Below are 18,909 nucleotides of genomic sequence, written 5' to 3'. Positions count from 1 at the left end.
TCACAAAAAATTTTTAGCTAGCCAGGAATAATTCCAACTACTTATTACTGATTTTCGCGCCATTAGGGTCACTTCCCCCAGTGACCCTTTTAATTTTTAGTTCAGTGACAATGTATTTATCTTTTTCCTGACTCAGACAATGCAGACCGCTAACAATAAAAAAGATGCTGTACGCTTATATAGCGGCAGCATCTTTTAATTTAAACGTAGAATTAGAATACGTTACAATTTAAAAATGTCTTTTAAAATGCAAAGTAAGTTGCTCCTAGTACAGCAATTACTATAAACGAAGCAAAAAATGCTTTCCATTTAGAAATGCGGTGGACTTCTGAAATTCCAATAACTGTGATGACATATGTCCAAATACTGCTAATGATAATTAGTGTTCCGCAAACAAATTGCAAAATCAAATCACCTAGTGACGTCTCCATATAGGAGATCGTGAAAAATGACTGTGGTGCGAATTGCATCCAGAAAAGCAGAACCGGCAATATCCAAATATAAGGAATCATTGTCACACTGATCATGCGGAACATTTCTTTAAATTTCCCTATACCACCGAAAACTTTTGCTGAGAGTGTCAATACGCCTGCTGATAAAACTGTAGAAAGAAAATACAGTATTAAACTAAATAGAAATGTTGAATAAACGATATCCCCTAGTGTAAATTGCCCTGTAAATTCACTACCGATAAAGCTAATTAAATTGCTAGCAAACACTCCGATAATACCAACGAAAATGAAATAAGATAACTTTTTGGTTGTTAACACATAACGAATAGTATCTCGGGGTTTAACAGCAATGCTTAATATGGTATGTCGATCATCGACTGTACCTGTTAATTGCTCACTCAAAATAACATCCCCCTAAAAATATGTATACAATCTATTATACTGATATTTTAAGGTGATACAAAGTTATTGCTCCTTTAGTAGCATACCAATCTTTTACTATTCGGCAGATTTAAGAGATACATAGCCAGCCTTTTCCACTAATGCCTGCCCTTCTTCCGACAGTACCCATTCAATCAGTTTCTTAACATTTCCTGTCGGCTCGCCTGCTGTCACAATATAAAATTCGGAAGCGATCGGATACGTATTGTTGCGAATCGTTTCTCTTGTCGGTGCAACTCCATTGATTTCCAAAAGTTTGATTTCTTTATTTTTAACCATTTCATTTGAATAGTAACGGAAAGTATAACCGATAGCATTTTTATAATTTTTATATTGGGACACTTCATTGATAATTCCGCCCATACCTGTCGCTATATCTTCCGTTGGTGCTTCCATTAAAGGGGTATCCCCCATTAGACGTTGCAGTGCAGTTTGCGATCCGCTGTCCTGAGGTCTTTGGAACGCCCGGATTGCATCATCTTTTCCGCCCACTTCTTCCCAGTTTGTAATTTTCCCAGCATAAATTCCTTTAATTTGATCGAGTGATAGATGATTGACGTTATTTTTACTGTTGACGAAAAAGACAAACGCTTCTTTTCCGATCGGCGTCAAATGAAGTTTAATACCCTGTTGTTCGGCTTGATTAATTTGCGAATCTGAAGGACCAGCTGCAAAAATCATGTCCGTATTTCCGAAAATCAGATTCGTATAGGCTTCATGAGTCTGGTTGACCACCACTTCGCTCTTGTACGGATTGTATTCTTTTTCCGGATATATATGCTCAGTAATGGCGGCATACAATGGATACAAAGCCGTTGCACCGTCGATTTGAGGTAAAGGTTCCGCTAGCTTTAAAGTCGGCTTCTTATCCAATTGAACTAATTCATTTTTATCTGTAAACGGCTCATATTGATAAATATTCACTTCTGAGTCTACAGTAGGTACCCGATCATCGAACCATTTATAAACAGGTTGGACCGTACAGGCGACTAAAACGATTCCGGCAATTGTCCAAAAGATTTTTACACGTTTACTGTTTTTATAAAACACATCAAAAATCACAAGGACAAAACCAATATATAATATGACCGCAGCTGCAATTACTAACGGTATATAATGAATGTTACCGCTGAACGCCACAATAAATAACAATATGAAAGTAAAAAAGCAAACAGTCAGTAATACAAAAATCGAAATGACAATTTTCCCTAAATACGATTTATTTTCCATACTTTCACCCCTAACCTCTACGTTCTTTATGAAACATGAAATTCCTTTTAAAAAACGTCTTGGAAAACTGCTTTCCAAGACGTTTTAATTAATTAAGCAAATTTCACCATATGGTATTTTTTCTTACCGCGACGGATAATTGCAAAAGCATCTTCCAAACGGTCTTTCGAATCAATTACATATTCAAGATCCGTAATTTTTTCACCGTTCACACTAATTGCACCGTTCGTAACATCTTCACGTGCTTGACGCTTTGATGAAGAAATCCCTGCTTCTACGATTAGTTCCACAATATTTTTATCCTCTTTTACCACTTCTACAGAAGGTACACCAGAGAAGGCTACTTTCATTTCTTCAACTGATAATGCTTTTAAATCACCAGAGAATAATGCTTTTGTAATACGCTCTGCTGCTTCCAGACCTTCTTCACCGTGGATCAGACGTGTCATTTCTTCAGCCAGCGCTTTTTGTGCTTTACGTAAATGCGGCTCTTCTTCAACACTTACTGCAAGACCTTCAATCTCTTCACGTGTCAGGAATGTGAAGATCTTCAAGTATTTCACGACATCGGCATCCGCTGTATTGATCCAGAACTGGTAGAACTCGTACGGAGATGTTTTAGCAGCATCCAGCCAAACAGCGCCACCCGCTGTTTTACCGAATTTTGTACCGTCTGCTTTTGTTACAAGCGGTATGGTAATACCAAACGCTTTCGCATTTTCATCATGTGTTTTACGAATCATTTCCAAGCCTGTTGTAATATTGCCCCACTGATCCGAACCACCTACTTGAATTCGAACGTTGTGATGATCGTATAAATGATTGAAGTCAATACCTTGGATTAATGTGTAAGCAAATTCAGTAAATGAAATACCTGAATCCAGGCGTGACGCTACTGTATCTTTATTTAAGATGTAGTTTACATTGATCAGTTTCCCGTAATCACGAAGGAAATCGATTAATGTCATTGGACCTACCCAGTCATTATTGTTTACAAGGACAGCACTATTTGCCGCATCCGATGAAAAGTCGAATAAGCGCTCCATTTGCTTTTTAAGACCTTGCACATTTTTTTCGATTTGGTCCATCGTCTGTAATTGGCGCTCTTCTGAACGGCCAGATGGATCCCCTACAGTACCTGTCGCTCCACCAACTAATAAAATCGGTGTATGGCCTGCTTTTTGGAAACGGCGTAATGTAAGCAATGGTACGATATGTCCAATATGCATCGAGTCCGCTGTCGGGTCAACACCTACGTATAGAGAAACCTTCTCCTCGTTTAAAAGCTTTTCCATACCTTCCGCGTCAGTTTGTTGGTATAACAAACCGCGCCATTCCAAGTCTTGCAGTAATTCGTTTGTCATTTGTTTTCTCTCCTTTTACATGATGCGTCATTTACTTGTAAGGAAAATAAAAAACGTCCCTACACGCAAATGCATGCAGGGACGTCAAATTTTAATTTAACGCGGTACCACCCGGCTTGAAGAAATTTCAGTCTCTTTCTTCCACTTTAAGCGTCTATAACGAGACGATCCGTTCAGGCTCCAAGTACGTAATTCATAAATGCGCTATGTCTAGCTTTCACCAACCGCTAGCTCTCTATGCAGGGAACACATTTATTACTGCAAACTCTTCGTTGCCTGAAATTTATATTTTCTATTCTACCTAGAAAATAGTTGATGTCAATATTTATATTCGTTTATATATCAAATATGCTATAATAAACAAGATTTTAGGAGGTCGATGATGTGAGAGAATGGCTCGAAAAATTAAATAAAAAAATCGATATCCTTGCTTCTTCAGAACGAATGCGCTACGTCCGAATTGGAGGCGGTGTATTCTGGAATTTAACTTTGCTGGCGATTATTTTTATAGCTGCGACACTGTTGTTTGTTGGAGGTGTAGGCGCAGGTTACTTCGCATCATTAACAAAGGATGAACCTTTGCGATCGAAAGAAGAAATGCGCGAACAAATTTTCAGCTATGAAGAAACAAGTGAACTTTATTTTGCGAACGATATTTACATAGGAAAGATTCGAACAGATTTAGACCGACGTGAAACATCGCTTGCCAATATATCCCCATCTCTGATTAATGCAGTACTTGCTACGGAGGATGAATATTTCCGGGAGCATACCGGCATTGTGCCAAAAGCGGTATTACGGGGATTACTGCAAGACGTATCCAACTCGTCAACACAGACAGGTGGCTCTACGCTTACACAGCAATTAATAAAAAACCAAATATTAACGAATGAAGTTTCATATGAACGTAAAGCAAAGGAAATTTTACTTGCTTATCGTTTGGAGCATTTTATGACTAAAGAAGAAATACTCGAAGCCTATTTAAATATTATCCCGTACGGCCGAAATTCTTCAGGTCGTAATATTGCCGGCATCGAGACGGCTGCACAAGGTATTTTCGGTATTTCCGCATCTAAATTAAATTTACCGCAGGCTGCCTATATTGCCGGTATCCCTCAGGCACCTTTCACATATACACCTTTTACAAATAAAGGTGAGCAAAAAAGCGCGGAAGGAATGCAGCCAGGTATTGACCGGATGAAAACGGTTCTTTATCGTATGCAGGAGGCGGGTTATATTACCGAGAAAGAATATAACAAAGCAATTGCGTACGATATTACGAAAGACTTCAAAGGGTATGAAATCCGTCCGGAAGAAAAATATCCTTGGTTAACAGCTGAGCTTGAGCTCCGTTCAAAAGAGATTTTCGCTAAAATTCTCGCGGAAAAAGACGGCATTGACCCGGATCGTTTAAAAGAAGAAGAAAATTTAAATGAAAAGTATACTATACTGGCAGACCGTACAATACGTTCCGGCGGTTACCGTATTTACTCAACGATCAATAAAGATATGTATGATTCCATGAAAAAAGTGACGGAGGAATTCACTTTATACGGACAAACATACAAGAAAAAAGAAAAAGATCCTGAAACAGGCGAAGAAATCGAAGTGGATGTACCTGTACAAACAGGAAGTATTGTTATTGAAAATAGTACCGGCCGTATTTTAAGTTTCGTTGGCGGTCGCGACCATAATATTACACAAGTAAATCACGCAACAAATGCATTCCGTTCAAACGGTTCAACAATGAAACCATTACTTGCCTACGCACCAGCACTTGATTACGGTGTCATCGGAGCAGGAAGCCCTGTTGTCGATGTGAAATTCAAACGTCCATCTGACGGCTATGCCCCTGTAAACTATAACCCGAATCAGGAATTAGGAATTATACCAGCACGCCAGGCGGTTGCTTCATCACAAAACTTAGCCGTCCTAAGATTATATAATTCAATTTTAGACCGCAGTCCGGCAACCTATTTGGAAAAAATGGGATTCTCCAAGCTAGACAAAAAGGACTATGTAAACCTTTCTACAGTTCTTGGAGCTTTGGATATTGGTGCTTCAGTTGAAGAAAATACTAATGCCTATGCGACATTTGCCAATAACGGGCAATTTATCGATGCCTATATGATTGACCGCATTGAAGATTTGGACGGCAATATTATTTATGAACATAAAGTAGAGCCAGTGAAAGTATTTGCGCCTGAAACAGCGTATATGATGACAGATATGCTGCGTGATGTGCTGAAGCAGGGCGGAACTGGAACATTGGCAAAGAGCCAGTTGAAATTCTCATCTGACTTCGCTGCTAAGTCTGGTACAACACAGGACCATAACGATGTTTGGTTTGTCGGATATAATCCGAATATATCGGTAGGTGTCTGGATGGGTTACGAAAAATTGCGTACACTTTATGCATTTAATAACCGTTACCAGCATCCAAGTCAGCGGGTAAACCGTTTATGGGCAAAATACCTAAATACACTTTATGACATTGACCCGGAATTAATCGGTACGAAAGAAACATTCAAAAAACCTGAAGGCGTTGTGACAAGATCATTTTGTGGTATTTCAGGCCTGGCACCTTCTACTTCATGTGCCAATGCCGGTTTAGTCACTTCCGATTTATTTAATAAAAATGTATTTTTACCGACACAGCCGGATGATAGCTTTGTATCTTCCACATCGGTTGTAATTAACGGCAACACGTATGCTGCATTACCGAATACACCTACTGAGTTTGTTCAAATGAGCGGTTTCGGATTAAATCAGGCCTTTGTTGATCGCATGTTAGGCAAACTGGGTGGAGACGCTTCAAAATTATTGTCATTCAATTCAGGTAAGGGTGTTGTAACCGGTGCTCCATTCTCGGCAGACAGTGCACCACCGCAACCTGTTTTTGCTACATTGGCAAATGGTTCACTTTCATGGACAGCCTCTGCATCAAATGATGTTGTTGGCTATCGCGTATATAGCGTTACCGACCAGGGCAGATCGCTTGTACGTTCATTAAAATCTTATGAAGGATACCGCGTGTCTGTTTCACCAGGCGTTCGCTACATCGTTGTAGCAGTCGATATTACTGGATTGGAATCCGGTTATTCGAATGAAGTCGGAGAAGTAGTGGAAACTGCTCCACCTGCTCCACCGGAAACAGAAGAAGAGGAAGAAAATGTTGTCCCTGGGGAAATAATTGAAGACCTGGACGAAATTGAAGTTGACGTTGATCCGGTCGAACCAGAACCATCAGGAGAATAAAAGCAAAAACTCACCAACTAATAATAAAGTTGGTGAGTTTTTTTAATGTAATTAAATTGATACTTGTTCGGCTTTTAATACATCTTTTAGTAAATTGACTGCTTCATCAATTTCCTGTTCACTCACTGTTAAAGGAGGTAATAATCGAATTACTTTCGGGCCGGCTGCAACCGTTAATAGACCCGCTTTATCCAATGCTGCCACATATGGCGCCACATCCTCGCCACCAAGGCTTAGACCAAGCATTAACCCTTTTCCTTGAACTGAATAGTTATCTTCCGGAAAAGCTTCTTCCAGTTTATTAATAAAATACGCCGACTTTTGTTTAACATTATCCAAAAAGGCATCATTGAATATTTGATCGATAACTGTTTGTGCAACGGCAACACCTAATGGATTTCCGCCGAATGTCGTACCGTGTGTACCGGCATTAAATGTGTTAAACAGCTTTTCTGTCCCGAGGATTCCCCCAATAGGGAAACCGCCACCAAGACCTTTTGCCATTGAAACAATATCCGGTTTGATAGCTGTCTGTTCATATGCGAAACGTGTTCCTGTACGTCCGATACCTGTTTGTACTTCATCAATGATAACTAAAATATCCGATGATTGCTGAATTTCATGAATAGCTTTCGCGAAATCCTCCGTTACAGGATTTACTCCGCCTTCACCCTGAATCATTTCAAGCATAATCGCAGCAGTATCTGCATCAGCTGCAGCTTTTAATGCTTCGACATCATTAAACGGCAATGTAATAAACTCGCTTACTAAAGGACCGAAGCCATTACGTACTTTATCTTGTCCAGTTGCGCTCATCGCACCAAATGTACGTCCGTGAAAGCTCTGTTCAAACACAATGATTTTATGTTTTCCTGTATGCTTACGTGCTAATTTAATAGCTGCTTCGTTCGCCTCTGCGCCACTATTACAGAAAAATGCATACGATAAATGCAAATCTTTCACTAATGATGCAGCAAGTTTTTCCTGTCCCGGACTTTCAAATAAGTTACTAATATGCCACAGCTTTTGACTTTGTTTTTGAATCGCTTCAACGATAGATGGATGTGCATGCCCTAAACTACAAACAGCAATGCCGCTCGTAAAATCTAAATATCTTTTCCCTGTCGTATCAAATACGTCTGTTCCTTTTCCTTCGACAATAGCAAAAGGTCTTCTTGCGTAATTTTGGAATAATGCACTCATTTCACTAGCTCCTCACTTAAAATAGTCGTCCCGGTTAAAGTTTCATTAACAATTTGTACAGAAGGAATGCCTGCATTTAAACAATTAAGGGCGCCTTGCACTTTCGGAATCATCCCGCCGTAAATATGCCCTTCGCCAATCCATTGTTCAATTAAGCTTGGTGTCACTTCCGTCTGATATTCATCCTGTATGCGAATACCAGCTACATCCGTCACAAGCAGGAGACAATCTGCCTCGACAGCCAATGCAATTTCACTTGCCACTGTATCGCCATTTATATTCAGCGCCTGCCCATCCTTCGTTGCACCGATACACGCAATGACAGGAACAATTCCAGCTTCCGTCAAAGAGTTTAACATATTAATATTAACATGCTTCACTTCTCCTACATATGCGTAAGTTTCATAATCTAAAAATTCACTCTCTAGTAACCCGCCATCAAACCCATTCAGTCCAATGGCAGAAATACTTGCCGAATGGAGCTCATGGACGAGTGAAGGATTTACTTTCCCGATTAAAGTTGACTGTACGATATCGATCATTTCTTCACTCGTGACACGCAGTCCATTTACTGTATGGGACTCGATTCCGGCAGCAGCTAATTCGCGGTTGATCGCAGGTCCTCCACCATGGGTAATAATGAGTTGGATCCCTTGTTCCTGCAATGCTTTAAAATTGCGAAAGAAGGTCTCGTTAAGACCTTCTAATGTGCTGCCACCAAGCTTGATGACCATTTTACGAGCGGTATGATGCGTTGATTTGAACGTAGTCATAAGTCAAATCACACCCCCAGGCGAATCCGTGCCCTTTACCGACTTCAAGTGACACATATATTTTTACTTCATGTTGCTTTAAAATTTCGATGAGCTCTTCTTCGGAAAACTTAATCGGTTCGCCATTTTCCACCATTGTTGCTCCACCAATTTTGATTGTGATTTTATCAGGATCGATTACAGCTCCGGAATAGCCAACTGCTGCAATAATACGTCCCCAGTTTGCATCACAGCCAAATACTGCTGTTTTCACTAGTGGTGAACCTACAACTGTCTTCGCGATTTTACGTGCTTCTTCATCTGAAACTGCTCCATCCACTTCTACTTCAATCAGCTTTGTCGCACCTTCCCCGTCACGTGCAATTGACTTTGCTAGATCTTCTGATACGAGACGTAATGCTGTGTAGAAGTTATCCCAGTCCGGATGTGCAGGTGATAGCGGTTCATTTCCTGCTAAGCCGTTTGCCATTACAATAACTGTATCGTTCGTTGATGTATCTCCATCAACTGTGATCGAGTTGAATGTGCAATCCGTTACACTCGATAACGCTTTTTGCAGCTCTTCTGATGCAATATTGGCATCAGTTGTAATAAACCCGAGCATTGTCGCCATATTCGGTTCAATCATTCCAGAGCCTTTAGCTGTTCCTGAAACAATTATTTCTTTGCCATCAATGATTGTTGCATAAGTTGTATTTTTCATTACTGTATCTGTCGTTAAAATTGCTTGAGAAAAATCAATACCGCTTTCTAGCTTTGAATCCGGAGTTAATAGCTCCACACCTTTTTTAACTGGCTCCATCTTCATAATTTCCCCGATGACACCCGTAGAGGCTACCCCTACCAAATCAGATGCAATGCCAAGCTTTTGTGCAGCAAGAAGTTGCATTTCATATGCGTCCAATACTCCTTGTTTACCTGTGCAGGCATTGGCATTTCCTGAATTTACGATGATTGCCTGCATTTTTTTCGTTTCATATACAACTTCTTTTGTTACTTTTAACGGTGCTGCCTGGACTGCATTTGTCGTAAATACACCGGCAACGCTAGCTGGTACTTCACTTACTAGAATCGCTAAATCTTTTTTCTTATGCTTAAGTCCGCAATGAACACCTGCTGCAGTAAACCCTTTTGGTGATACGATATTTTTGCTTGATAATTTTTTCATTTCTATTGTTGAAGTCATCTAATGACCCTCCCTAAATTTAAAATGCTCGTCATAAAATGCGGGTTGATTTTCATCTATTACTCATCTTTTTAAATTAAATAAAATACGGAACGAGTTGTAAGCCTGTTTGCTGCGGGAGACCGAATTGGACATTCATGTTCTGAATTGCCTGACCGGCTGCTCCTTTAACTAAATTATCGATCACACCGATAATTGTTGCCCGATTTGTCCTTTCATCGAGCTTCACATATATGTCGCAATAATTTGAACCTTTCACGCGGTTTGTTCCCACTGCGGAAGCCTCTTGAATGACACGGACAAATGGATGATCTTTATACGTATCTGTTAAACAGTCCACTAATTGTTTTTGTGTTACACCTTCCGCTACTTGTGCATAGGAAGTTGCTAAAATACCACGTGTCATCGGGACTAGATGAGTATTAAATGTTATTGCTGTCTCGATATCGGTAAACATTGAAATCGCTTGTTCGATTTCCGGAATGTGCTGGTGTTCATTAATTTTATAAATCGAGAAGCTTTCATTTGCTTCACTGAAATGTGCTGCTTGTGATGGTTTATTACCTGCACCTGAAATTCCGCTCTTCGCATCAATGACCAAGAAGCTCGGATCAATTAACCGATGTTTTATAAGAGGTAAGATGGATAATAAAACAGCCGTTGGATAACAGCCTGGGTTGGCAATTAAATCGGCTTTTTCAATAGCTGGTTCATTCCACTCCGTTAATCCGTAAACACTTCGGTCCACTACTTCCTGTGGTGCCGGATTTTTTTTATACCAAGTTTCATAGCTTGCTAAATTTTTCAGCCGGAAATCCCCGGATAAATCAATTAATTTTGGTCCCCGTTCAACTAAAGAAGGGAAAATCGTACTTGATACCCCAGACGGCGTACTTGCAAATACAACATCGTATTCCGCCAATGCATCATCGTCCAATTTAAGTAACGGCTGATTATAAATATCCGTTAAATGTGGAAATTTATCCGAAAATAGAGTTCCTTCATCAGAGGATGTAAATAATCCGATTTCCTCCACTTCTTTATGATTATGCAAAAACCGCAGTAGTTCTAATCCACCGTAACCTGTTGCACCAATAATACCTGCTTTCATGTTGTCACCTCGTCATTTTTATATAGCTGAAAAATTTTTACGAATTCTAAATGATAAAAATAAGTATAAGTATGTATATTTATTTAGTCAACTGTATTTTTATATATTTGTAGATTATTCTAAATTATCGTTAAATAATAATACAAAAAGCGCCTACATATGTAAGCGCCCCGATTTAAGAAGTACTGGCATATAAAGTTAATCTTCCATTGTTGATAAGTCGCCTGCCGGTAAATCGAGTTCCCACGCCTTTAACACACGACGCATAATTTTACCGCTTCGAGTTTTTGGCAACTTATCTTTGAATTCAATTTCTCGTGGTGCTGAATGGGCAGATAATCCTATTTTTACAAAGTCCCGAATATTCGCTTCAAGCGCTTCACTAGGCTTTACCCCTTCACGCAATGAAATAAATGCCTTAATAATTTCACCGCGCACCGGATCTGGTTTACCAATTACACCTGCTTCCACCACATCAGGATGTTCAAGCAGTTTACTTTCCACTTCAAATGGTCCAACTCGTTCTCCAGCCGTCATAATAACATCGTCTACTCGACCTTGGAACCAGAAGTAACCTTCCTCATCCTTAAATGCGGAATCACCTGAAACATACCATTCTCCTTTTAAGAAATAAGATTCATAGCGTTCAGGATTCCCCCAAATTTGCCGCATCATCGCCGGCCACCCTTTTTTGATAGCCAAATTACCCATCGTATAAGGCGGCACTTCATTGCCTTGATCATCTACAATTGTCGCATAAATTCCCGGCACAGGTTTCCCCATTGAACCTGGCTTAATATCCATCGATGGATAGTTGCAGATAATATGGCCTCCCGTTTCCGTCATCCACCATGTATCGTGAATACGATGTTTTAAAATCTCCATTCCCCACTTCACTACTTCCGGATTTAATGGTTCACCGACCGATAAAACGTGACGAAGTGTAGAAAGATTATATTTGCCGATAATATTCGGACCTGCACCCATCAACATACGAAATGCAGTTGGCGCACTATACCAAACTGTGACACCATATTCCTCAATTGCTCCATACCAAGCTTGCGGACTGAAGCGGCCCCCGATGACTACATTCGTCACACCGTTTAACCATGGTCCAAAAATTCCGTAAGCTGTTCCGGTCACCCAACCTGGATCGGCTGTACACCAGTAAATATCGGCCTCCTTTAAATCCAGTACCCACTGAGCTGTCTGGTATTGCTGAACCATTGCATAATGGACCTGCAATACCCCTTTTGGTGCACCCGTTGAGCCGGATGTATAATGCAAAATGGAGCCATCTTCCTTATCGACCCATTCAATGTCAAAATCCTGAGATGCCTCTGCAAAATATTTATTAAAATCTACTATCTTATCTGTTTCTTCTATATTTTCCCCTACTACAAAAACCGTCTTTAAATGCGGCAGCTTTTCCAGCGGTACTCTTGTCAACAGTGCAGGCGTTGTAATGATTGCTGTCGCCTCACTATCCATTAAACGGTCATATACAGCACCTTCCATAAATGCTTCAAATAATGGCCCAACAATTGCGCCAATTTTCAATGCACCAATTAAGCTGAAATAAAGCTCCGGCGTGCGTGGCATAAAAATAAAAATACGGTCCCCTTTTTTTAAATATGCCTTTTCCTTCAACACATTCGCAGCTTTATTCGTATGACGTTTCATATCATAAAAAGAATATGCTTCTTTTCTATTCCCATCATTATAATAAAGAGCAACCTTATTTTTGCGGTGTGTTGTTGCATGTCGGTCTATTGCTTCATATGCAATATTGACCTTCCCCGTTTCAAACCAAGAAAATGCTGTTTCACTATGTTGCCAATCATGATTTGCAGCTGTTTCCTCATAATTTTTTAAATTATGTTCCCCTGGAATAACTGCTAGCTTTTCCATTGTTTTCATCCCCATGAAAAATCCCCTTTCATTAAAAACTACAATCATTTTACAATAAAAATACTATAATAGGCAAAATATTTAAAACTTTCAATCAATTTAGTTACATCTCGCGAATTTAAGCGTATTTTCGCATGAAATAGAGTATAATAGATGTATTAAAAGCAGGTGGTGTGATTATGATTCATGTGAAAAATTATTATCGTCTTGAATTCAAAACGAGAAATGGTAATGTTTTAGTAGAAGGACCTGTTTCTTCCGAAAAACTTGCTACCTACACATTACATGAAGATTTAAAAGCTTTTAGACCTTCCCATCAGCAGCATGAAGCACTTGTCGGAATTGCTCAGCTGGAAGAAGGACGCATTATCGTCATTCGACAGGATAACATAATCGTCGGCTATGTTACGTATCTCTATCCAGATCCATTGGAACGCTGGTCTGAAGATCGGATTCCAAATATGATTGAGCTTGGTGCCATTGAAGTCATTCCTGCTTTTAGAGGGTCCGGCGCAGGCAAAAAATTATTGGAAGTATCATTTATGGATGATGCAATGGAAGATTATTTAGTAATTACAACTGAATATTACTGGCATTGGGATTTAAAAGGAACAGGTTTATCTGTTTGGGAATATCGAAATATGATGGAGAGAATGATGACATCTGTCAATTTCGAATATTATGCAACAGATGATCCTGAAATTACTTCCCATCCTGCCAACTGTCTAATGGCGCGTGTTGGGGCACGTGTTGGAAATGAGACAATGGAGAGATTTGACAGACTTCGCTTTAGAAATCGTTTCATGTATTAATTCTTATCACAAAGGGGAATGAACTATGATTGTCGAAGAAATTATGCAAAGAGAGATACATACACTCCTGCCCGAAAACACAGTACGTGATGCTGTACGTCTTATGCGAGATAAAAATATCCGTCATGTGCCAATTGTCAACAAAGAGAAACTGGTTGTAGGAATCATTACAGACCATGACTTGAAAAATGCTTTGCCTTCTCGTTTGCGCGAAGAACCGGACTCTACGATTTATGATGCAACAATCGAGAAAATCATGGTCAAAAATCTGATAGTCGGTCATCCGCTAGACTTCGTTGAAGAAGTTGCCATGACTTTTTATGATGCTAAAATCAGCTGTTTACCTATTGTTACTGCCGGGAAACTGGTCGGCATCGTAACGACGACTGATTTACTATATACTTACATCGAATTAACAGGCGCACATAAGCCCGGTTCTAAAATTGATATTCGGGTAAACGACAAACCTGGCATGTTGTTTGAAATAACGAAAGTATTCCATGAAAATAAAGCAAATGTATTAAGTGTTCTCGTATATCCTGATGGTGAAAATGTGAAATCCAGAATTGTAAGTGTCCGTCTGCAAGTAATCAATCCGCTGCATATTATTGAAGAGTTGCGAAAGCAAGGATACGATGTATTGTGGCCAAACTTGCCTGGCGTTACATTATGAAAAAAGCTGTATTTATTTATTCACCAGAACAACTCACTTACAAATTTTCGGACACACACCCGTTTAACCATAAGCGATTACACTTAACGATTGATTTACTGAAAAATATCGGTGCCCTCCAAGATGAGGATATCGTCCCTGCTCGTATTGCAACAGATGAAGAAATTGCGCTTGCCCACGACATGCAGTATATTGACATCGTAAAAAAAGCAGGTCATGGCGAGTTAACCGCTCAGCAAGGGGAACCATATGGTATTGGGACAGAGGATACTCCGATTTTCAAAAATATGCACGAAGCAAGCGCATTGTTAGTCGGCGGGACTTTACAGGCAGTCGACCAAGTACTGCAAGGTAAATCTCAGCACGCATTAAACTTGGGAGGCGGACTTCATCACGGTTTCCGTGGAAGAGCATCCGGTTTTTGCATTTATAATGATAGCAGTGTAGCTATTAAATATATTCAGAAAAAATACGGGCTGCGTGTTTTATATGTAGATACTGATGCACATCACGGCGATGGTGTTCAATGGTCCTTTTATGATGATCCAAATGTATGTACATTATCAATTCATGAGACAGGACGCTATTTGTTTCCGGGTACAGGCAATATCACAGAACGCGGGAATGGTGAAGGATATGGGACTTCTTTTAACTTCCCGATTGATGCGTTTACGGAAGATGAGAGCTTCTTGGAAATATATGAACAATCAATGCGGGAAGTTTTTGAATTCTTCAAACCGGATGTTGTTTTGACACAAAATGGTGCAGATGCCCATTATTTTGACCCCCTAACACATTTATACGGGACGATGAACATTTATAAAGAAATACCGAAGCTTGCACATAAATTGGCACATGAATATTGTGAAGGTCGCTGGATTGCAGTTGGTGGCGGAGGATATGATATTTGGCGGGTCGTCCCGCGGGCTTGGTCACATATTTGGACAGAGATGACCGATCAGCCTGCACCGATTGGAGCGTTACCGCAGCAATGGCTTGATACATGGCAATCGGAATCGCCTGTTCCGCTAATTCCGACATGGAATGATCCACAACCTCTATATGATCCTATTCCGCGTAAAGCAGAAATTGAGGAAAAAAATGCACGAATGCTTGAAAAAGCACTACATATTATTCGTACAGAAAAAAACCGATCGTAACGTTTGCAATAAAGTTTGAACAAAATTATAAAGCTATAAAATAATACAAAGCGCCTGTCAGCTATTGACAGGCGCTTTTGTTATTTACTCGAACCACGCTTTTCTATGCGGTGAGGTAAGATGACATGTTGCTGTTCAACTTCCTCTTTGTTCATATACTTCGTTAATAAGCGCATTGCGACTGCTCCAATATCGTATAAAGGCAATACAACACTTGTAAGTCTTGGTCGTACCATACGCGCTAGTTTTGAATTTTCGAAGCTGATGATTTCAACATCATTGGGTACATTTTTTTCGCTATCTTGAATGCCATGTACTAGTCCAATTGCCAGCTCATCATTCCCGACAAAAATGGCTGTAGGCGGTTGCTGTAGTTCACTTAAACTCGCCCAGCTTTCCAATCCGTCATCATAAGAGCCATCTCCGGCAACAATTAAAGCATCGTCTATTTCAATGTTTGCTTTTTCAAGAGCATCTTTATAGGCTGCAAGTTTATGCTGACCATTCACTGTATACTGTAATGGACCTGAGACAAATGCAATTCTCATATGTCCATTATTAATAAGTGTTTCTACAGCTTCAAATGCCGCATTATAATAATCAATGTTTACAGAAGCTACTTTTTCAGTAGAACTGATAGAACCTGCCAATACAATCGGTACTGGACAAGCTTCCACTGCGCGTTGGATATTTTCAGTTACCTCTTCACTCATCATCACAATACCGTCAACTTGCTTTCCTAGCATCGTATCAAGTAAAGACAACTCTTTTTCTTCATTTTGATCTGAATTTGCTAAAATAATATTATAGCGGTACATTGTCGCAATATCTTCAATGCCTCGTGCAAGCTCAGCATTTAAATTATTCGAAATATCAGGGATGATGACTCCTACTGATGTTGTTTTTTTACTTGCTAAGCCACGTGCTACTGCATTTGGACGATATTCGAGACGCTCAATCACTTCCAACACTTTTTTTCTTGTCGCAGGCTTAACATTTTGATTTCCATTTACTACGCGAGATACGGTTGCCATTGATACATTCGCCTCACGTGCAACATCATAAATTGTGACAGTCAAAAATTTCTCCCCCTTTTTATCTTAGTGATATAAGTTTTTATAAACGACTAGTAGAACTAATTGTTATGTATAGCTTCATCATATAATATTTTCATTTCTATTTTCAATCTAAAACCTAGTGAATACCTGGTTTTTTCATCAATTGTCTTAAAATATTCAAAAAGTGTGATATCAACACGATAGCACTTGTTTAAATTCGCTATTTTTTTATTGAACGGTGTATCCTCCATCCAATACAACCGCCTGTCCTGTCATCCCTTTTGCTGCATCACTGCATAAATAGATGACTAACGCTGCAATTTCGGAAACATCAATTAAGCGCTTTTGTGGCACTAAAGGATAGAGTACTTGCTCCAATACATCTTCAACCGCTATATTCCGTGTTTTCGCTAAATCCTGAAATTGATTTCTAACTAATTTCGTATCAACATAGCCGGGACAAATTGCATTTACTGTAATTCCGTTTGCTGCCGTTTCAAGTGCTGCTACTTTAGTTAAACCAATAACACCATGTTTAGCGGTATTATAGCCGGCTTTCCCTGCAAAACCGACCAAACCATTGATGGACGCAATGTTAATTATTCTGCCAAAGTTTTGCTGTTTCATAATAGGTAATGCATACTTCATAAAAATAAAAGGCCCTACAACCATTACTTTCTGCATCAATTCAAAAACTTCCGTATCAAATTCCTCTATTATGGATACATGTTGGAAACCAGCATTGTTGATCATGACATGTAGTGCACCAAACTGCGAAATAACTGTATCGATTGTTTCTTTAATTTGGTCTTCATCGCTGACATCACAAAGTAAATACTTTAAATCCGGTCGTTCTGTAATTGCTTCTTTCAGTCTTTCTTCATTTTTATCTGAAATAATAACTGTCATCCCATTGTTTGAAAGCTCTTTAGCAATTTCAAAGCCGATTCCTTGTGCAGCCCCCGTGATTAACGCAATTTTTTGCACTATGTCATTCCCCCTTATATAAGGTATTTAGAAAAAATTGTAATTTATTACACTACTATTCGTCAAATTAAAACATGCAGAAATACATAAAGGCCCATGTTGAATTGACTCAACATGGGCTTATTAATGTTTATTTTGACACTTCGTATTGTTTCATGAATTTTAAAAGTTCATCGTAGTAAGCATTGAATGTCGGGATATCCATTTGCTGTTGCTGATCCGATAATGCGATTGATGGATCTGGATGCACTTCTGCCATTACACCGTCTGCTCCAATAGCGATTGCAGCTTTTGAACATGGCAATAATAAATCACGACGGCCTGTAGAGTGCGTCACGTCTACCATAACCGGTAAATGTGTTTCTTGTTTTAAAATCGGAACTGCCGAAATATCTAATGTGTTACGAGTTGCTTTTTCGTATGTGCGAATACCGCGTTCACATAAAATAATGTTTTCATTACCTTTTGACATGATGTACTCTGCTGCATGGATGAACTCATCAATTGTCGCTGCTAAACCGCGTTTTAATAAGACAGGCTTATTCGTTGATCCAGCTGCTTTTAATAATTCGAAGTTTTGCATATTACGAGCTCCGATTTGAATTACATCGATGTAATCTAATGCATGGTCTAAATCAGCAGGTGTTACGATTTCTGTAATAACACCTAAACCGTATTCTTTAGAAACATCTTTTAAAATCTTAAGGCCGTCCAAACCTAGGCCTTGGAAATCATACGGAGATGTACGTGGTTTGTATGCACCACCTCGGATTAATTTTAATCCTTTTTCCTGAATTGTTGCAGCTACTGCAGCAACTTGTTCATACGACTCAACCGCACATGGTCCAAATACGAACGAAGGAGCACCTGTACCGATTAATTCACCATTAACATTAATGACAGTATCTTCTGACTTTTCTTTACGTGAAACGAGTAATTCTTTTTTCTTTTCTGCTTCTAATTGTTTAAGCGCTGTTTTGAAGATTTGTTTAAAAATATAATCAACCGTCATTTGATTTAACGGGCCGTTATTGTTTTCTTTAATTAAGTCAAGCATATGACGCTCGCGTAACGGATCATAGCGATTGACACCTTGCTTCTCTTTAATCTTACCAATTTCTTCTACTACTGATGCACGTTCATTAATTAAACGTAAAATTTCTAAGTTCAAGCTGTCAATCTGGCTACGTAAGCTTTCTAAATCTTGTTGATGCATATTCCTCTACCCCTCTTCTTTGCGTATCCGGCACTTTCAGATAAATAAAAAGTATGATACATTTTTAAGTAATA

The 18,909-nt window shown here is 39.4% G+C and carries 15 protein-coding genes and 1 other annotated feature; of the genes, 4 read left to right on the top strand and 11 right to left on the bottom strand.

Going from position 1 to position 18,909, the window contains the following annotated elements:
- Nucleotides 1-242: 242 nt before the first annotated feature.
- The 3 genes from ACQKN3_RS00350 to tyrS form a co-directional block, all read right to left on the bottom strand.
- The gene (locus ACQKN3_RS00350) at nucleotides 243-854 is read right to left on the bottom strand and encodes a YIP1 family protein (protein ID WP_427708617.1); all 612 of its coding nucleotides are present in this window, start codon (nucleotides 852-854) and stop codon (nucleotides 243-245) included.
- Between the two features lie 96 nt (nucleotides 855-950).
- A complete protein-coding gene (locus ACQKN3_RS00345) occupies nucleotides 951-2,123 on the bottom strand; it encodes a substrate-binding domain-containing protein (protein WP_427708615.1) in 1,173 nt (390 codons plus the stop codon).
- 92 nt (nucleotides 2,124-2,215) lie between these two features.
- The gene (gene tyrS / locus ACQKN3_RS00340) at nucleotides 2,216-3,487 is read right to left on the bottom strand and encodes a tyrosine--tRNA ligase (protein ID WP_427708613.1); all 1,272 of its coding nucleotides are present in this window, start codon (nucleotides 3,485-3,487) and stop codon (nucleotides 2,216-2,218) included.
- A gap of 74 nt (nucleotides 3,488-3,561) precedes the next feature.
- Nucleotides 3,562-3,769 (bottom strand) — a binding site (T-box leader).
- A gap of 102 nt (nucleotides 3,770-3,871) precedes the next feature.
- Here tyrS and ACQKN3_RS00335 point away from each other — a divergent pair.
- A complete protein-coding gene (locus tag ACQKN3_RS00335; protein ID WP_427708611.1) occupies nucleotides 3,872-6,745 on the top strand; it encodes a transglycosylase domain-containing protein in 2,874 nt (957 codons plus the stop codon).
- A gap of 51 nt (nucleotides 6,746-6,796) precedes the next feature.
- Here the strand turns inward: ACQKN3_RS00335 and ACQKN3_RS00330 are convergent, their stop codons facing one another.
- From ACQKN3_RS00330 to acsA, 5 genes are all read right to left on the bottom strand, one after another.
- Nucleotides 6,797-7,948 (bottom strand): acetylornithine transaminase, encoded by a 1,152-nt coding sequence (locus ACQKN3_RS00330; protein WP_427708609.1) that lies wholly within the window; start codon nucleotides 7,946-7,948, stop codon nucleotides 6,797-6,799.
- Nucleotides 7,945-8,721, bottom strand: a complete 777-nt coding sequence (argB, locus tag ACQKN3_RS00325) for an acetylglutamate kinase (RefSeq protein WP_251686465.1) — start codon at nucleotides 8,719-8,721, stop codon at nucleotides 7,945-7,947. Before argB ends, ACQKN3_RS00330 begins: the two co-directional genes overlap by 4 nt.
- The gene (gene argJ / locus ACQKN3_RS00320) at nucleotides 8,684-9,907 is read right to left on the bottom strand and encodes a bifunctional glutamate N-acetyltransferase/amino-acid acetyltransferase ArgJ (RefSeq protein WP_427708607.1); all 1,224 of its coding nucleotides are present in this window, start codon (nucleotides 9,905-9,907) and stop codon (nucleotides 8,684-8,686) included. Before argJ ends, argB begins: the two co-directional genes overlap by 38 nt.
- Nucleotides 9,908-9,983: 76 nt before the next feature.
- Entirely contained in the window at nucleotides 9,984-11,018 is a 1,035-nt protein-coding gene (gene argC, locus ACQKN3_RS00315; RefSeq protein ID WP_427708605.1) for an N-acetyl-gamma-glutamyl-phosphate reductase, read from the bottom strand.
- A gap of 198 nt (nucleotides 11,019-11,216) precedes the next feature.
- A complete protein-coding gene (gene acsA / locus ACQKN3_RS00310) occupies nucleotides 11,217-12,944 on the bottom strand; it encodes an acetate--CoA ligase (RefSeq protein ID WP_427708603.1) in 1,728 nt (575 codons plus the stop codon).
- Between the two features lie 164 nt (nucleotides 12,945-13,108).
- On the opposite strand from acsA, the gene ACQKN3_RS00305 reads away from it, so the two are divergent.
- The 3 genes from ACQKN3_RS00305 to ACQKN3_RS00295 are packed head-to-tail and all read left to right on the top strand — an operon-like array spanning nucleotide 13,109 to nucleotide 15,574.
- Nucleotides 13,109-13,741: a GNAT family N-acetyltransferase gene (locus tag ACQKN3_RS00305; protein WP_427708601.1), complete on the top strand. Its 633-nt coding sequence runs from the start codon at nucleotides 13,109-13,111 to the stop codon at nucleotides 13,739-13,741.
- Nucleotides 13,742-13,766: 25 nt separating this feature from the next.
- The gene (locus ACQKN3_RS00300; protein WP_427708600.1) at nucleotides 13,767-14,414 is read left to right on the top strand and encodes an acetoin utilization AcuB family protein; all 648 of its coding nucleotides are present in this window, start codon (nucleotides 13,767-13,769) and stop codon (nucleotides 14,412-14,414) included.
- Complete coding sequence (locus ACQKN3_RS00295; RefSeq protein WP_427708598.1) at nucleotides 14,411-15,574, top strand: acetoin utilization protein AcuC; 1,164 nt, start codon at nucleotides 14,411-14,413, stop codon at nucleotides 15,572-15,574. Before ACQKN3_RS00300 ends, ACQKN3_RS00295 begins: the two co-directional genes overlap by 4 nt.
- Before the next feature lie 80 nt (nucleotides 15,575-15,654).
- Here ACQKN3_RS00295 and ccpA read toward each other — a convergent pair whose 3' ends face one another.
- The 3 genes from ccpA to ACQKN3_RS00280 all read right to left on the bottom strand — a co-directional run bounded on the left by ccpA (nucleotide 15,655) and on the right by ACQKN3_RS00280 (nucleotide 18,835).
- Nucleotides 15,655-16,653: a catabolite control protein A gene (gene ccpA, locus ACQKN3_RS00290; protein ID WP_427708596.1), complete on the bottom strand. Its 999-nt coding sequence runs from the start codon at nucleotides 16,651-16,653 to the stop codon at nucleotides 15,655-15,657.
- A gap of 207 nt (nucleotides 16,654-16,860) precedes the next feature.
- A complete protein-coding gene (locus ACQKN3_RS00285; RefSeq protein WP_251689980.1) occupies nucleotides 16,861-17,622 on the bottom strand; it encodes a 3-hydroxybutyrate dehydrogenase in 762 nt (253 codons plus the stop codon).
- Nucleotides 17,623-17,749: 127 nt separating this feature from the next.
- On the bottom strand, nucleotides 17,750-18,835 hold the full coding sequence (locus ACQKN3_RS00280) for a bifunctional 3-deoxy-7-phosphoheptulonate synthase/chorismate mutase (protein WP_251686458.1): 1,086 nt from the start codon (nucleotides 18,833-18,835) through the stop codon (nucleotides 17,750-17,752).
- Nucleotides 18,836-18,909 lie beyond the last annotated feature (74 nt).

The organism is Solibacillus sp. NPDC093137, from assembly GCF_050280445.1.
GTDB lineage: Bacteria > Bacillota > Bacilli > Bacillales_A > Planococcaceae > Solibacillus > Solibacillus isronensis_B.
This window is presented reverse-complemented; position numbering and strand designations above follow the sequence as displayed.

What these genes read in the sequence shown, in the direction of transcription:
- ACQKN3_RS00330 (WP_427708609.1), bottom strand. Translation starts at nt 7,948, where the DNA reads ATGAGTGCATTATTCCAAAATTACGCAAGAAGACCTTTTGCTATTGTC.
- ACQKN3_RS00300 (WP_427708600.1), top strand. Translation starts at nt 13,767, where the DNA reads ATGATTGTCGAAGAAATTATGCAAAGAGAGATACATACACTCCTGCCC.
- argB (WP_251686465.1), bottom strand. Translation starts at nt 8,721, where the DNA reads ATGACTACGTTCAAATCAACGCATCATACCGCTCGTAAAATGGTCATC.
- ACQKN3_RS00295 (WP_427708598.1), top strand. Translation starts at nt 14,411, where the DNA reads ATGAAAAAAGCTGTATTTATTTATTCACCAGAACAACTCACTTACAAA.
- tyrS (WP_427708613.1), bottom strand. Translation starts at nt 3,487, where the DNA reads ATGACAAACGAATTACTGCAAGACTTGGAATGGCGCGGTTTGTTATAC.
- ACQKN3_RS00345 (WP_427708615.1), bottom strand. Translation starts at nt 2,123, where the DNA reads ATGGAAAATAAATCGTATTTAGGGAAAATTGTCATTTCGATTTTTGTA.
- acsA (WP_427708603.1), bottom strand. Translation starts at nt 12,944, where the DNA reads ATGGGGATGAAAACAATGGAAAAGCTAGCAGTTATTCCAGGGGAACAT.
- argJ (WP_427708607.1), bottom strand. Translation starts at nt 9,907, where the DNA reads ATGACTTCAACAATAGAAATGAAAAAATTATCAAGCAAAAATATCGTA.
- argC (WP_427708605.1), bottom strand. Translation starts at nt 11,018, where the DNA reads ATGAAAGCAGGTATTATTGGTGCAACAGGTTACGGTGGATTAGAACTA.
- ACQKN3_RS00280 (WP_251686458.1), bottom strand. Translation starts at nt 18,835, where the DNA reads ATGCATCAACAAGATTTAGAAAGCTTACGTAGCCAGATTGACAGCTTG.
- ACQKN3_RS00305 (WP_427708601.1), top strand. Translation starts at nt 13,109, where the DNA reads ATGATTCATGTGAAAAATTATTATCGTCTTGAATTCAAAACGAGAAAT.